This is a genomic window from Dyadobacter pollutisoli (genome assembly GCF_026625565.1).
Classification (GTDB): Bacteria; Bacteroidota; Bacteroidia; order Cytophagales; family Spirosomataceae; genus Dyadobacter; species Dyadobacter pollutisoli.
The window spans coordinates 7,577,759-7,594,178 of record NZ_CP112998.1 but is presented as its reverse complement, the minus strand read 5'-3'; the positions used below and the strand labels follow the sequence as shown (position 1 = coordinate 7,594,178).

Here is a 16,420-nt window from a genome sequence, read left to right as displayed (position 1 = left end):
TGAGCAATGCCCGTTATAAAGGAGTTCTTCATTCATTCATGTAAAGGCTAGCCTTTACGGATATTACTTTATGGGCGCCAAAGATAAACAATGCACTACCTATCCCGCCAATGCGAGTTCTTCGATGTTCTTTTCAATTTTCAGGTTATCAATGATAAATCGTTGTCTTTCAGGTGTATTCTTACCCATAAAATAACTCAACAATTTATGGATAGACGTCTCTTTTTGCAGGATCACAGGCTCCACACGCATGTCTTCACCAATGAAGCGACCAAACTCATCCGGTGAGATCTCCCCAAGTCCTTTAAACCTGGTAATCTCAGGTTTGCTTCCCAGCTTGCCAACCGCTGCCTGTTTCTCTTCTTCATTGTAGCAATAAATCGTCTCTTTTTTATTCCTAACCCTGAAAAGCGGTGTTTCCAGGACAAACAAATGGCCATTCCGAACCAGGTCAGGGAAAAACTGCAAAAAGAATGTCATCAGCAGCAACCGAATGTGCATGCCGTCCACGTCCGCATCAGTAGCGATCACGATCCTGTTAAAACGCAGGTTTTCTACACCGTTTTCAATATCCAGGGCATGCTGAAGCAAATTAAACTCTTCATTTTCGTAAACTATTTTTTTCGTTAACCCGAAGCAGTTCAACGGCTTACCTCGCAAACTAAACACTGCCTGAGTCTGAATATTGCGGGATTTGGTGATAGAACCACTCGCAGAATCACCTTCGGTAATGAACAAAGTGCTTTCGTAACGCAGCTCGTTTTTAAGATCGGTCAGGTGCAACCGACAATCTCTCAATTTCTTATTGTGGAGATTAGCCTTCTTGGCACGATCATTGGCCAGCTTCTTGATACCGGCCAGCTCTTTACGTTCTCTTTCGGACTGTTCAATCCTCTTTTTCAAAGCATCCCGCGATTCGGGGTGCATATGCAGATAGTTATCAAGCCTTTCCTTGACAAAATCGTTGACAAAAGTCCGTACCGTGGTGCTATTCGGGTCCGGCGTAATGGTATTGGACCCCAATTTTGTTTTGGTTTGAGATTCAAAAACAGGTTCCTGCACACGTATCGCCACGGCCGCGATGATAGACGAGCGGATATCTTCCGGCGCATAATCCTTCCCGAAATGTTCCCGTACTGCTTTCACCACCGCTTCACGGAAAGCCGCCAAATGCGTTCCTCCCTGCGTCGTGTACTGACCGTTAACAAAAGAATAATATTCCTCGCCGTATTGATTGCCATGGGTCATCGCAAATTCAATATCGTCACCTTTCAAATGAAAGATCGGATAACGCAATGTCTCTGCGTCCGATTTGCTTTGCAACAGATCCAGCAGCCCATTTTGTGAAATATACTTCTGACCATTAAAATTGATCGTAAGCCCGGCATTCAGATAGCAGTAGTTCCAGATCATATTATTCAGGTACTGGGGTATGTACTTGAAATTCTTGAAAATCATACCGTCAGGCTCAAATGCAATGTGCGTTCCATTGCGCTGGTTGGTTGGTTCCTCCTTCGATTCGTTTACAATTGCCCCCTGATGGAATTCGGCGTTTTTTGTTTTTCCCTCCCGGAACGACTGTACTTTGAAATACTGTGAAAGTGCGTTTACAGCCTTCGTTCCCACTCCGTTTAGCCCTACAGACTTCTGAAATGCCCCCGAATCGTACTTTCCACCGGTATTAATTTTCGAAACGCAGTCCACCACTTTGCCCAAAGGAATTCCCCTGCCATAGTCCCTCACTTCTACCCGGTGTTCTGTGATTTTGATCTCAATGGTCTTCCCATTGCCCATCATATGTTCATCGATGGAGTTATCCACGATTTCCTTTACAAGCACATAAATTCCATCATCTATCGACGAACCATCTCCCAGTTTTCCAATATACATCCCCGGGCGCAACCTGATATGCTCTTTCCAGTCCAGTGACCTAATACTATCCTCGTCGTATTGAACGTTGGTACTTTCCATAATTATAAATATTCTTTTAGGCGGATTTCTTATTTTGAATATTGTATTTTAATAATTTTGACTATTTATCGTTACCCTGTTATAACTTTGCGAGATACATGGCAAGCAGCCGATTACTAGAAATTCTTTAAAAATAGGAAAAATCTAATTTACTTTGCCATCATATACACATCCAGATAATAAGCATGCTCAGATTACAAATTCAAAAATACTAGTCTAATACATAGTTTTAATGAATTTTCAGCATTTCAATAGTACAATAATTCTTCTTATGAACAGATTCAAATTGGCTAAAACTTATAAATCTTTACTTCCTTATTTCCTAAGTTTAATAATTTCCCTACCAGCCCTTTCACAGGTAACTGCTCCGTCGTCTCAGACACCCGCCTCAGCCGGCAACCAGGGAAATCCTCAATCCAATACACCGAAAGGCAATTCCACAGGAAATCAGCCCGCAAGCCCTAATTCTCAATCTGGAAATCAACAGTCAGGAAACCCGCAATCAACTGATCAGCAGGGTGCTGACAAGGGAAAGAATGCTGCGAACCAAAACGGGGAAGCGAACACGGATCAAAGTAAAGTTAACAAAACCACATCATCCTCTCTTACTCCGGAGGAACAGGAAAAAGAAGCTTTTCGCCAGAAAATTTACGGCTACTCCCTGTTTGCAGATAAAAGCCTTAATCCAATTCCTGATATACAAATTGCCACGCCTACCAATTACATAGTAGGCCCTGGCGACGAGTTGAAAGTTTATCTCTACAACTATGCAGAGAGCACCTACGAAACTGTGGTTAATAAAGACGGATTCATCAGCATTCCACGTGTTGGTAACGTATTTGTTTCAGGAAGGACCATTGAAGAGGTAAGAAAGATATTAATTGACAAGTTTGCGAAGTTCACACCTGGTTTAATAGGTACCGGTGGTGAAACAGCCAGAACAAAATTGATGGTTACGCTGGGTGAAATACGCTCTGTCAAAGTATTTGTAACGGGTGAAGTGATCAATCCGGGAACATACGAAGTCTCTTCGCTATCATCCGCTTTCAACGCATTGTATCAGGCAGGAGGCCCTAACGAAATTGGATCTTTCCGCGATATCCGCGTAGTTCGTCAAGGCAAAGTCATTTCACGTATTGACGTCTATGACTGGCTTGTAAACGGTAAGATAGATGGTGATGTTCGTGTGCAGGACAATGACAATGTGGTGGTAGGCTATTATATAAAGAGAGCTGAAATCACAGGTATGGTGAAACGTCCGGGTATATATGAATTGAAACCGGAAGAAAAACTAGGAGATGCTTTACGTTATTCGGGTGGATTTAGTGACAGAGCTTACAGAGACAGGATTAAAGTTCAGCGCATAACGTCACGCGAAAGAAAACTCTTTGACGTCCCACAAGACAGCTATGATTCATTTGAAGTCGTTACAGGTGACTCCATTGATGTAGGAACCGTCTTGGACCGTTTTGAAAATAAAGTAACCATTGAAGGTGCGGTAATGCGTCCGGGAGATTATTCGCTGGACAACAGCCCGACATTGAAAAAACTGATAGACAACGCTGACGGATTGAGAGAAGACGCGTTCGTAGGAAGGGTAAATGTATTGAGAACCCGTACTGACCTTACGATTGAGAACATATCTCTGAATTACACTGATATCATTAATAATGTGGTACCTGACCTGGTACTCGCCCGACTTGACCAGATTATTGTACCATCAAGATTTGACATGGCAGAGACCGCTTATGTTAGTGTTGAAGGCGAAGTGAACAATATAAAAGTGGGTGAGAATGAAGGCAAGTTTCCCTACACAGCCAACATGACACTGGAAGACCTTTTGGTACAGGCCGGTGGGTTAAAAGAATCCGCATACACTTCCGAAATAGAAGTCGTGCGACGTAAAAGGGATAGCGTTGCAGGTGCCGCAAATGCACAGATTTCCGAGGTTTTCAAATTCAACGTGAGCCGTGACCTTTCGCTGAACAGCAAAGCGAGCAATTTTACGCTGTTCCCCTTTGATCAGGTAACGGTACGGAAATCTCCGAACTATGTGGAGCAACAAACCGTGTTTGTGGAAGGAGAAGTATTGGTCACAGGACCTTACACGATCGTCAATAAAAATGATAAGATAAGCGATATCATTAAACGAGCCGGTGGCCTGACGGAACTGGCTTACCCTGAGGGAGCTACCTTGCTGAGAAGAACATTGATCCAGAGCCTTGAACAGCCTACGGATTACGATGCAGCAGAGGCTACCGAAAAAAGCATTAAAAAAGGTACTATTTTAGGCGATCTTCCGAACGTTAAAGAAGAAAAGATCGGTATCGTATTGAAAAATATCTTGAAAAATCCTGGTTCTTTCGAAGACCTTGTTGTTCAGGAAGGCGACATTATCCGTATTCCTAAGAGGCTGGAAACAGTACAGGTAACCGGTTCTGTCCTTTACCCTACCACTGTAAAATACGGCAAAGGACTGGCATTTACAGATTATATCTCACAGTCAGGTGGCTTTACAATTCAGTCACTTAGAAAAAGTTCATACATTAAATATCCGAACGGCAATATTGACCGCACCAGAAGATTCCTATTCTTCAATGTGTATCCAAAAGTAGAGCCGGGGTCAGAGATATTTGTACCGGTGAGATCTGCTCCTGCATTGAACACTCAGCAGACTATCTCAACTGCGACTGGCTTACTTAGCTCGGTAATGGGATTAATTGTAACAATATTGGCTTTCCGCTCATTAAACTAACATGGCCACAACCACGCAAACCTTACACCCAATTCCAGACGACGAACTATCACCAAAGGAAGTCGTAGAGAAAGTACTTGTGGTGAAAACCGCAATATTCAAAAACTGGAAAATGATATTACTCCTGCCTATCGTGGGATTTGGAATAGGGTATGCCATGGATACCTACCTCAAAAAGCCTAATACTTATGAGGCTAATGTGGTTTTTAACCTGGGAGGGGGTAGCCAGGCTTCCGGCTTGGGAGACGTGGCAGGCTTACTTGGGTTAGGCAATGCTCCGGATGCTAACATTTTTACAGGGGAAAACTTTTTCTACTTTGTAAAATCACGTCCGGTACTCGAGAGAAATCTATTAAAGGAAGTCGAAATCCATGGCAAAAAAGAGATTTTCGCCAATTTCTACATCGATTCAAGTGGAATCAAGACCTCTGATTGGGAAGAGAGACCAGATCTACAGAAGTTCCATTTTCAGAGTAATGATATTAAAAAGCTCGACCTGAACTCGCGGATCGTACTGAATGCGATTGTGAAGAGAGCTGCTGAGGCTACTGATATCGCATCCCTGGATCGTAAGTCGTCATTTATTGCCATTTCTACCAAAATGGAAAATGAGACGCTGGCGGGAATGTGGGTTACTACGCTTCTGAAAACGGTGGAAGAGATGTATACTGAGAACCAAACTCAGAAAACCAGAAAAACATTACGCCTTCTGCAACATCGCGCCGACTCACTGGCGTTAGTATTGGGTATAGCGGAACACAAGCTTGCAAGGCAAATGGATTACAGCCAGCAAATAATGATGCCGGAAGCCAAAGTTTCGGCTAACAGTATGGAGCGTAAATCGACATTTCTCCAGCAGCTTTACTACGAAGCAATGGCCAATGCAGAGAAAATGCGTGTGTCCCTGGTTAGAGAAGCGCCTCTGTTCACTGAAATCGAAGGAATTAAAGTACCTTTGGATGTAAAGTCTGAAGATAAGAGAAATGCAAAAATAGGTGCCCTGGCTGGTCTGATGATCGCTTTGATTTTCACCTATTTCCGGACGGTGCTCACTCCTGCTCCAAAAGAAGAAAAGGCATAAACAATGGCATCACAACACACAATTACGATAAAGGCGGGAGGATCCGAGAAGGATTATTGGAAAGATCTCTGGCTGCACAGACAATTGCTTTGGATATTATCCAAACGGGACATTTCAGTCCGCTACAAACAAACACTATTGGGTGTCGCTTGGAGCGTGCTAAGGCCGTTTATGACCATGACTGTGATGGTCTTTGTTTTCAGTTACGTAGCAAAAATCGATAGTGATCCCGGAATCCCCTACCCATTAATGGTATTAAGTGGGTTAACGATCTGGACATTCTTTTCTAACACATTTCAGCAGATCAGCAATAGTATACTGCTTAATTCGAATCTCGTGTCAAAAGTATATTTCCCAAGGTTACTTATGCCGCTCAGCTCTATTGCCGTTGGTTTTGTTGACTTTCTGATCGCGCTTGGCATATTCATCGTGCTTACCCCCTTCTTCGATTACACGATAAGCTGGCAGATTATATACATTCCTTTCTTTGTTTTACTTACATTTATTACATCAATGGGCTTTGGCCTCGTTTTTGCCGTTTTGAATGTTCGTTTTCGTGATATTGGTCAGTTGATTCCGTTTTTGATACAAGTAGGAATGTATGTCTTGCCGGTAGCTTATCCGAGTTCACTTGTAAAGGATACATGGTTTGAAAAATATTATAATTTGAATCCGCTCGTTGGCATCATCGGAGGATTTCGCTGGTGTTTGCTGGGAGATAAATCGTATTTTAATCCACAAAGTTTATACTCGACTGTGATTATTTCCTTTTCGATTCTCGTACTATCTTTAATCTATTTTCGAAGGAAAGAGAACACATTTGTGGATCACATCTGAAAATTACACTAGGGCATGCCTGTAATCGTAGCTGAAAACATCAGTAAAAAATATATCATTGACCACCAACGCAAAAGCGGGTCAACAAGCCTGCGCGATGTCGTTACGGAAACCGTAGACAAGGTATTTTCAAGAAAAAAAGCGCAGGATGACTTTTCGGACAAAGAGGAATTCTGGGCACTTAAAGACGTTAATTTCAGTATTGACCAGGGCGACCGCATTGGCATAGTCGGTCATAACGGTGCCGGAAAATCTACTTTGCTCAAAATTCTTAGCAGGATTACAGAGCCTAGTACTGGCCAGATCAAGATCGAAGGCCGCATTGCAAGCTTACTGGAAGTTGGGACTGGCTTCCATCCTGAACTTACAGGAAGAGAGAATATTTTTCTGAATGGCGCTATCCTGGGAATGGCCAAAAATGAAATCCGTGAATCTTTTGATGCAATTGTGGATTTTGCAGGTGTTGAAAAATTCCTGGATACTCCTGTTAAACGATATTCGTCGGGTATGTATGTGAGGTTGGGATTTGCGATTGCAGCCCACCTTAACCCGGAAATCCTGATTGTAGATGAAGTTCTGGCAGTAGGTGATACTGAGTTTCAAAAAAAATGTCTCGGCAAGATGCGCGATGTATCCGAAAGCGGCAGGACTTTGATTTTCGTAAGCCACAATCTTACCGCCATTCAGGCACTTTGCAATAAATCTTTCTATTTCGAAAAGGGCAGACTGATCGATCAGGGGGAAACGACGCATATCGTCACCAACTACCTGAGCAAAGTATCCCACAAATCCCTTGAAAAGCATTGGGACAATATCGACAATGCACCCGGTAATGATCAGGTGCGTGTAAAACGGTTCAAGCTTTTCCCGGAATACCAGGACGACCTGAACCACATTGACGTTCGTACTCCCATTAATTTCCAATTTGAATTCTGGAACCTTGTTGAAGGTGCAACCCTTAATTTAAGCATGCACTTATATACATTCACCGGTGAATGTATCTTCAATGTTGGAACACAGGCTGAAACGTTTTCAAAAGGTCTCGTAAGCGGAACCTGCGAAATACCCGGCCACTTCCTGAATGACGGATCTTATGTGGTTTCCATGATGATCGTCAAAGACACCAGCACGGTTCTTTACAATATGGAAGAAGCGCTGGTTTTTGATATCGAAGACTACCGTGAAAATGTTACCTGGTATGGCAAATGGCCCGGATATATTCGCCCTCAACTTAATTTTTCCATTCGCCAAACTGAACACGTAGTGAATGATTAACGTCACTAAAACTTTTCTACCAGATCAGGAACAATATCTGCAGTACGTCCGGGAAATTTGGGAACGTGGATATCTTACCAATAACGGGCCGGTTTTACAGCAACTTGAAGCACAGCTTAAAGATTATCTGAAAGTCGATCACTTGTACTTTTGCGGCAATGGGACCATTGTGCTCCAAATCGCTATCAAAGCGCTGGAAATTACAGGAGAAGTAATCACCACGCCGTTTTCATACGTGGCAACATCCAATGCTATTCTATGGGAAAATTGCACGCCGGTCTTTGTTGATATTGATTCGGAGACTTTCAATATCGATCCCACGCTGATCGAAGCTTCCATTACTCCTTCCACTACGGCCATTTTGGCTACCCACGTTTACGGTAATCCTTGTGACGTGGAAGCGATTGAGGTTGTTGCAAAAAAACACAATTTAAAAGTCATTTACGACGCCGCTCACGCATTTGGCGTAACATATAAAGGCCGCTCTCTACTTTCTTATGGCGACCTGAGCACCTGTAGCTTTCATGCAACCAAGGTTTTTCACACCATTGAAGGAGGCGCATTGATTTCGAACCATCCTGAACTGGACAAGAAATTGCATTTATTGCGCGCATTTGGTCACCAGGGCGACGAGCATTATTTGTATGCAGGTATTAATGGAAAAAATTCGGAGTTTCACGCAGCGATGGGCCTCGCGGTACTGCCGCATGTTCGGGATATCATTAGTGCGCGTAAAGAAGTATTTGCTGCCTATGACAGCCTGTTGAACTGGGATATCCTTTACAAACCAGTCATCAACAAAGAAATTGAATATAACTACGCTTATTATCCGGTGGTGTTTCCATCAGAGCAAGTTATGTTTAAAGTTATGGATGCGTTACGGGAACAAGACATTATCCCGCGGCGGTACTTTTACCCTTCACTCAACACGCTTTCCTTCATGCCACGCCAAATTGCTTGTCCTGTTTCGGAAGATATCGCGGTAAGAGTGTTAAGTTTGCCATTATATGTTGGACTGCCCTATGAGGATATAGCCCGTATTTCCAGCATCATTAACGGTCACCTATCACCATAACCTTATGGTTTTTCTTTATTGGATAACCTTTTTGCTGTTTTTATACGGTACCAGTTTTGTTGCAAAAAGGATAGCACAACCTTCGCTTACAGAGTGGATCATTACCTGCTTCATTCTATTTGTTGGCAGCATCATTCCCACTGGCTTCGTCCTTTCTGCCCTGGATCTTACCGCGAATGTTTTTGCGTGGATCGTCGGTACCTATATTGCACTGGCGCTGCATTACATAATCTGGTCGTTTCTGGTAAGTAACAAACCGGAATACTCGATCAGAAGCATCATTGCCAATCGCGGATCAGCATTCCGGCTGTGGTTTAGAGAACTATCCCCCTATCTGAAAACGATTTTTGTGTTCATGTTTGGTACCCTCGCTATCATTGCGGTTACCAACCTGATTTTGGTCCTGTTTACTGTGCCCAATGAATGGGATAGCATGACCGGCCATTTAAACCGTGCCATTCGATATATCCAACGCGGCACAATGGCTCATTTCGGTGGAACGAACTGGAACATGGATACGTATCCAAAAAGCCCCACAACAATCCAGATATATTCCTATCTGATCAGCGGAAACATAGAGAATGCATTCAAACTTTTGCATCATGTTTCCTACTACATTACACTGGTCGCCATTTTTGGAATCGCTCAGAGAATAGGAAGAAATCTGTCCGCAAGCTTTTTCTGCGCACTTGCATACAGCATGTTCCTTGACTTTTTGATGCAGGCAGTAACAACCGAGACGGATATTGTACTGGCAGCATATCTAAGTTGTCTGATGTATTTTCTCTTCACCTATTACAGCAGCAGGGACTATAAATATCTTTATCTGGCTGGTATTACATTTGGAATTGCATTTGGGCACAAAGTGACATTCGCCCTGCTGCTTCCGTCTGTTTTTATAATCATGATTTACACGGTCTTCCTGGCACCCGATCTGAAAATATTTTTCAATCGGTTCATCAGATTAGCTGCGGCTATTTTCATCGCCATGCTGATCTACACTTTCCCGACCGGATACATTAAGAATATAATGGTTTTCGGGCACCCGATCGGTCCGCCAACCGCGTTAAAACACCAGTCCGTCGAGCGATTTGGGACTTTACCAAACCTTTTCGAGCAAGGCAGCCGGAATGTAATGCGGTATACCTACGAGTTTTGTAACCTCGACGGAATTCGGAATGCCCAATGGGGATACGATTTGAACACGTTCATGCGCAAACCATTGGTCCTGCTGGAAGACAAGCTGCATATGCGATTGGATGAGGAAACGTATTACACCATTGTCCCATTCGCGTTTCAGCGCCGTTTTGATAATTTCAATGCCAATCCATATTGGGGCATTTTTGGGTTTGCTCTCACACTTCCTCTCATTTTTCTGGTTCTAATACGTGTGTTCCGGTCACGGGTGCACTGGTTTTTGGCATTGGCATTTTGCCTTCATTTTGCAGCGATATCCTATTCAGCCGTTTATGATCCCTTTAAAGGCCGATATTTCATAGAGACCGGCCTGTTTGGCGTTCTATTCCTCTTATTGTTATTCTCAAATCATCGGCTGTCGATTATCAAGCCGAGGAGAAATATCTGGAAAGGTTATGTGATGATCGTTGTCGGTCTTGCATGCGTTTCAGCGATCATGTCTGTGTTTTTGAACATCAGATGTTTGCCTTTTCCTGCCTACGGTAATGAATCCGCATTGACAATGGACCGTATTAAATTTCAGACATTTGCACGACCGGACATCACGAAAGCATATGAACGTTACGATTCTATCGTACCCGCTAATGCCACAGTGGCACTTGCGACTATCAATGATGACTTCGAATATCCGTTGTATGGTGAAAAGCTTACCCGAAAACTGATCTCTATTAATCCTTTCGAACAAGGCTTGAAACCTATTCCCAAGGACGCCGACTATCTGTTTTATGCAAGAAGCGTCATCAATGACACCAGCAGGATCAAGGCATTGCCAACAGATATCCGCCTGGGCTCAGACACTACTATCACAGGATTAGCTGTAAAAGGACAGGACTATTACCTGAGAAAACTTAAATAGTAACCCCATGACCATTGCAATCATGCAGCCCTATATTTTTCCTTATATAGGCTATTTCCAACTGATCAATGCGGTTGATAAGTTTGTCATTTACGATGATGTAAATTATATCAACAAGGGCTGGATCAACCGGAACAACATCCTGGTTTCAGGTCAGGGCCACCTTTTTACTATTCCTTTAAAAGATGCCAGCCAGAATAAGCTGATCAATGAAGTAGAGCTTTCCAAAAATGATCCGTGGCAGAAGAAGTTTCTAAAAACCGTTCAGCAGTCGTATCAGAAAGCCCCATATTATCAAAAGGTTTTTGTTCTGATTGAAGAAATTGTAAATTTAGATGTTCAAACCGTTTACGAACTTACATTGAACGCACTGACCAGAACTTGTGCGTTTATGGAAATTAACACGGAAATTGTCCCCTCTTCATCAATATACAATAATACTAACCTGAAAGGACAGGAGAGAATTCTGGATATCTGTAAACAGGAGAACGCCAGCCATTACATCAATCCGATTGGAGGAATGGAATTGTACGATAAGAGTAAATTTGAAAAAGAGGGAATAAGGCTCGACTTTATTAAAAGTGTTTCAAGCCCCTATACTCAATTTAAAAATGCTTTCGTACCTTGGCTGTCGGTTATAGATGTCCTGATGTTCAATAGTCCCGACGATATCAGGAAACAATTGGAAGCTTACGAACTAATTTAGGAATGGCGAAGGTTATCGTTTTTGGAGTACTTGATACAGCAGAACTAGCACACTACTATCTAACTCATGACTCTGAGCATGAAGTTGCTGCTTTCACAATCAATCGCCAGTATATAGAGCACGATTCCTTTAAAGGAGTGCCTGTTGTAGCTTTTGAGGATGTGGAAACCATTTTCTCTCCCTCTGAGTATTCATTTTTCGCACCTATGACAGGACGGAACATGAACCGGAACCGAGAAGGCATCTACAACGAGGCCAAAGCGAAAGGCTATCAGTTCATTTCTTATATCAGTTCCAGGGCTACGATCTTCGATAAAAGTGTAATCGGTGAAAACTGCTTTATACTGGAAGATAATACCATTCAACCGTTTACTACGGTAGGGAACAACGTTGTCATGTGGAGCGGTAACCATATCGGCCATCATGGACAGATCAAAGACCACGTATTCTTCACCTCTCATGTGGTTCTTTCGGGTCATTGTGTAGTTGAACCATATTCATTTTTTGGGGTTAACAGTACGATCAGGGATTATACGCCTATCGCACAGGGGACTTTGGTGGGTATGGCCTCGGCGATCACCCGCGAAACGGAAGAGTGGGGCATTTACATTGGTAACCCGGCAAAAAAGGTTCCTGGCAAAAAGAGTTTTGAAGCCTACTGATACATTGGTATCCGTGTGAAGATTGGGAATCGGGGAAACCCGAAGTTTGGAGATAGCAATTTACTTGGTTAATGGAGCAGAAGAAAATACTATTTGTAAGTCACGATGCAAACAGGGCTGGGAGTCAGCTACTGTTGTTGCAGCTGCTTCGGTTGTTGAAAGACCGGGGCGTGCCGATGCATCTGTTACTTTGCAGTGGTGGAGAACTGGAACAGGAATTTGAGGAAGTAATCAGCATCACACGTCTATATCAGATCGATAAGGTCGCTCCCACCCCATTCACCGGAAAGCTGCTTAAAAAGGTCAATCTTTATAAATTATACGAAGAAAGATCTGTTCAGCGGGTCAATGAAAGAATTGCGGCTGAACTCGAACTTCAAAATATTGGATTGGTATTCATCAATTCCATTGCCAATTCAGGCGTTTACCACGACTTTCTCACATTTCTGCACCATTTGCCACTGGTATTATTTGTGCATGAACTGGGTATGTCGGTGAAGATCTATACGCACGAAAAACATCTGAACTTTCTATTAAAGAAAACAGATCACCTTATTGCGGTTTCTCACGCGGTAGCCAACTATTACGTCAAGAAATATAATTTCCCCGAAAAACACGTCAGTACTTTTACGTTGATCGACCATGATCACATTGATCAAAAATTAAAATCGATCCAGCATGACCTGCTCGAAAAAACATACAGGATCCCCGAGGATGCGATTGTAGTAGGAGGTTGCGGAAATGCGGAATGGCGTAAAGGAAATGACATTTTCAACTGGATCGCCAAGCGGGTAATTCATAAAACCACGCCGCTGCCCGTTTACTTTGTATGGATCGGTGCAGGTCCCCAGCATGAGATATTCGAACTCATTGAGAGCGATATCAGGTTGATGGGGCTAAGCGACCGGATTATATTGGTACCACCTACTGCTAACGCGCTGGACTACATTAACCGCTTCGACATTCTATTGCTTAGCTCACGCGAAGACCCTTATCCATTGGTAGTAATGGAAGCTGCTTTACAAGAGATTCCGGTGGTGTGTTTTGAAGATGCAGGCGGCGCTCCCGAACTGATCGAATCTGACGCAGGCTTTGTGGTTCCTTATATGGACATATCCGCGGCTTCGGAAGCCATCATTCAATTGGTACTGGATCCTTCCATGAGAGATGCAATGGGTCAGAATGGCCGTAAGAAGGTATTGGAAAGGCACAATACGGACAAAAGCGTGGCGAGGATCGAAGCCATCATTCAAAAGTATTTACCTTTACAGGTTTCGGAACAGCAAAATCAATGACCATTGCCTTTACTATTTGCTCCATCAATTACTTAGCGCAGGCCAGGACACTGGGAGATTCACTCAAATCCACCAACCCGGATGTACTTTTTTTTATAGGCCTGGTTGATGCACTGAATGGTGTGGAGTTTGAAGATTCGTACGCGCCAAAATACCCGATGATCGAAATCGATAAAATTGACATCCGGGATTTTCAGGAAATGTGCGACCGGTATAATATTACGGAGCTGAACACAGCTGTCAAGCCATTTTATTTCACCTACTTTTTCAAACATTACCCGGAAGCAAAAAATGTAATCTATTTTGATCCGGATATCATTGTTTTTCAGCCATTAACCGAATTAAAACATTCACTGTCCAACCATAGTGCAGTTCTGACACCCCATATCAACACACCGATTGAGGATCAGCTGACCCCAAACGAACTGCATCACTTAAATACCGGCGTTTACAATCTTGGTTTTGTAGCTTTTAGTCGTAGTGAAGAAAATACCCAGTTTATCAGCTGGTGGGAGGAAAAATTGAGATACGAATGCCTGATTGATCTTTGCAACGGTCTTTTCGTAGATCAAAACTGGATGAATTTTTTACCGGTTTTTGTTCCGAACACCCATTTGGAAAGGAACCCGGGATACAATGCTGCCTACTGGAATTTACACGAACGTGCCTTCAAACAAGAGGACGACACCTTTTATGTAAATGGTACCGATCCGTTGATTTTCTTCCATTATAGTGGCTACGATCCTGCAAAACCTGAAATACTGTCCAAATACCAGGACCGGTTTGAGCTCGGAAAACGGAAAGACCTCACTGCATTGTTTGATCTTTACCGAAACAATCTTATAAACAATGGTAATGCATATTACCGAAAATTTCCCTGCGCTTACATCAAACCTACCCCCGTACGTCGTTATCAGCGGGTAAGAAAGTTTTTAAAAATGCCAGTCAATTACGTGATTGGTCAGCTTGAAACGATCTGATGAAAGAGCTGGTAACTGTTGTCATTCCGATATTGAATCCGCAGATTAATCCTACGGAGGAAATGATGTTGCACCATTGCCTGGAAACACTGCATAAATATCCATTGATTTTCATCGCAGGCGAAGGTGCAGATCTTTCTATTGTCAGGGAGCATAATGAGAATATTGACGTCATTTATTTTCCAAACAAATATTTTCAATCGAGAAACGACTTCGCCGGCCTGCTGCTGATGGAGGATTTTTATGACCGGTTCAACTGGTGTGATTTCCTGCTCGTGCATGAACTCAACAGCTGGGTAATCAAAGACGAGCTGTATTATTGGTGCAAGCAGGGTTATGATTATTTAAAGTCGGGACCGGTATATGATTCAGTCACGAAGAGCAAGGACGGCGTTATTTCGCGAACTTTGGGCCTGAATGATGAGGAAAAACGATTATTCGGAAGTGGTTATGACGACAATGGCCTTTACCTTTGTCGGATTGAACGCATGACAAAAACGCTGAAAGCAAAGAATAAGGAGGCATATGCGTATCGTCATGATGACAAATTACCGAATGCCGATTCCGTATTCTGGGATATTGAAGCCAATCGTTTCTGGCCTTATTTGCGAAAACCGACTATACCAGTAAGAAATTATTTTGCTCAAAATGCAGCAAACCTCAACAAAAACAAAACATTACCATTTGCAATAACAGGCATATCGCGGGCGAACATTCAAACTTTGCCCTATTTCAAAGCACTGCCGGAAGCAGATTAATCGTACATGAATATTATATATACAGTATGTAACCGGACAAACCTAAACCACGCGCTGGTTCTGGCAGACTCCGCGTTACGCCACCAACCCAATGATACTTTTTACCTTTGCTGGGTTGACACACTACCGCTGAACAATCTTCCATCACACATCAAATTGCTCGATGTCGCTCAAATCAACATCCCGCAATTCAAAAACATGGAAGCCCGATACTATCATTTTGAATTGCTTCCGGCTTGCCGTCCGTGGTTTGCATTGGAAATATTAAAGAAGAACCCGGAATGCGAACGCATTACTTTTCTAGCGCCGACTGTTCTGCTTACGCAATCCATGGAAGACGTTGCAAATACCGGTGCCGATATTCTCCTAACCCCCAACATTAACAAGCCGCTGGCCCCATCCGATATTTTGGATGATAAAAGGATCCTTAATGTAGGTATGTTCCATTCGGGAAGCTGGGTTTTGAAATCGGGTCCATTGACCATTCAAACATTGCAATGGTGGGGCGAAAGGACCATTGACAGGGCCAAATTTGACCTGTGCAATGGCATGAACACCGATCAGCTTTGGCTGAATTACATTCCGGTTTGGGTGCCGGATACAATTCACGCCCAACATCCGGGCTGGCATTACGGACTTCATGCAGTGTTAAACAGAAACCTGGTTTCTGAAAAAGATGGTTTTACAATTGATAATCAACCATTAATTTCAGTCGACTTTGCCGGACTCGATCATTTTGATCCGATTTGGTCCAATCACGCAGGCCTTTTGCAAAAGAGTAACGCATTGAAAGCATTGTACTCGGACTATAAAAGATCACTAAAAAATCTTCCTGCATACGCGCAGACAGACGGCGTGCCTGGCTATGGAAAACCGGCAGACATCAAGAAAAACAGGATTTTAAGAAATAAACTTGCGGATAAGCTAAAAGCTTTAACCGTCTATATCGATCAGTTTTAATTTACAGCGGAA

General features: G+C 43.0%; 13 protein-coding genes. 12 read left to right on the top strand and 1 reads right to left on the bottom strand.

Going from position 1 to position 16,420, the window contains the following annotated elements:
* Positions 1-99: 99 nt before the first annotated feature.
* On the bottom strand, positions 100-1,971 hold the full coding sequence (locus ON006_RS31665; RefSeq protein ID WP_244821865.1) for a DNA topoisomerase IV subunit B: 1,872 nt from the start codon (positions 1,969-1,971) through the stop codon (positions 100-102).
* 271 nt (positions 1,972-2,242) lie between these two features.
* On the opposite strand from ON006_RS31665, the gene ON006_RS31660 reads away from it, so the two are divergent.
* The 12 genes from ON006_RS31660 to ON006_RS31605 all read left to right on the top strand — a co-directional run bounded on the left by ON006_RS31660 (position 2,243) and on the right by ON006_RS31605 (position 16,408).
* Positions 2,243-4,726, top strand: a complete 2,484-nt coding sequence (locus ON006_RS31660; RefSeq protein WP_244821866.1) for an SLBB domain-containing protein — start codon at positions 2,243-2,245, stop codon at positions 4,724-4,726.
* A 1-nt stretch (position 4,727) separates the two neighbouring features.
* Positions 4,728-5,807 (top strand): hypothetical protein, encoded by a 1,080-nt coding sequence (locus ON006_RS31655; protein WP_244821867.1) that lies wholly within the window; start codon positions 4,728-4,730, stop codon positions 5,805-5,807.
* Between the two features lie 3 nt (positions 5,808-5,810).
* Complete coding sequence (locus ON006_RS31650; RefSeq protein ID WP_244821868.1) at positions 5,811-6,644, top strand: ABC transporter permease; 834 nt, start codon at positions 5,811-5,813, stop codon at positions 6,642-6,644.
* Between the two features lie 15 nt (positions 6,645-6,659).
* Positions 6,660-7,919, top strand: coding sequence for an ABC transporter ATP-binding protein (locus ON006_RS31645; RefSeq protein ID WP_244821869.1), 1,260 nt, complete (start codon positions 6,660-6,662; stop codon positions 7,917-7,919).
* Positions 7,912-8,994, top strand: coding sequence for a DegT/DnrJ/EryC1/StrS family aminotransferase (locus ON006_RS31640; RefSeq protein ID WP_244821870.1), 1,083 nt, complete (start codon positions 7,912-7,914; stop codon positions 8,992-8,994). The genes ON006_RS31645 and ON006_RS31640 overlap by 8 nt, the downstream gene beginning before the upstream one ends.
* A gap of 4 nt (positions 8,995-8,998) precedes the next feature.
* A complete protein-coding gene (locus tag ON006_RS31635) occupies positions 8,999-11,047 on the top strand; it encodes an ArnT family glycosyltransferase (protein WP_244821871.1) in 2,049 nt (682 codons plus the stop codon).
* Positions 11,048-11,054: 7 nt separating this feature from the next.
* Entirely contained in the window at positions 11,055-11,753 is a 699-nt protein-coding gene (locus ON006_RS31630) for a WbqC family protein (RefSeq protein ID WP_244821872.1), read from the top strand.
* 2 nt (positions 11,754-11,755) lie between these two features.
* Positions 11,756-12,415 carry an acetyltransferase gene (locus ON006_RS31625; RefSeq protein WP_244821873.1) on the top strand — a complete coding sequence of 220 codons (660 nt, stop codon included), beginning with the start codon at positions 11,756-11,758 and terminating at the stop codon, positions 12,413-12,415.
* A 71-nt stretch (positions 12,416-12,486) separates the two neighbouring features.
* Entirely contained in the window at positions 12,487-13,710 is a 1,224-nt protein-coding gene (locus tag ON006_RS31620; protein WP_244821874.1) for a glycosyltransferase family 4 protein, read from the top strand.
* Positions 13,707-14,690, top strand: coding sequence for a glycosyl transferase (locus ON006_RS31615; RefSeq protein ID WP_244821875.1), 984 nt, complete (start codon positions 13,707-13,709; stop codon positions 14,688-14,690). Before ON006_RS31620 ends, ON006_RS31615 begins: the two co-directional genes overlap by 4 nt.
* The gene (locus ON006_RS31610; RefSeq protein ID WP_244821876.1) at positions 14,690-15,448 is read left to right on the top strand and encodes a DUF5672 family protein; all 759 of its coding nucleotides are present in this window, start codon (positions 14,690-14,692) and stop codon (positions 15,446-15,448) included. The genes ON006_RS31615 and ON006_RS31610 overlap by 1 nt, the downstream gene beginning before the upstream one ends.
* A 6-nt stretch (positions 15,449-15,454) precedes the next feature.
* Positions 15,455-16,408 carry a hypothetical protein gene (locus tag ON006_RS31605; RefSeq protein ID WP_244821877.1) on the top strand — a complete coding sequence of 318 codons (954 nt, stop codon included), beginning with the start codon at positions 15,455-15,457 and terminating at the stop codon, positions 16,406-16,408.
* Positions 16,409-16,420: the final 12 nt, after the last annotated feature.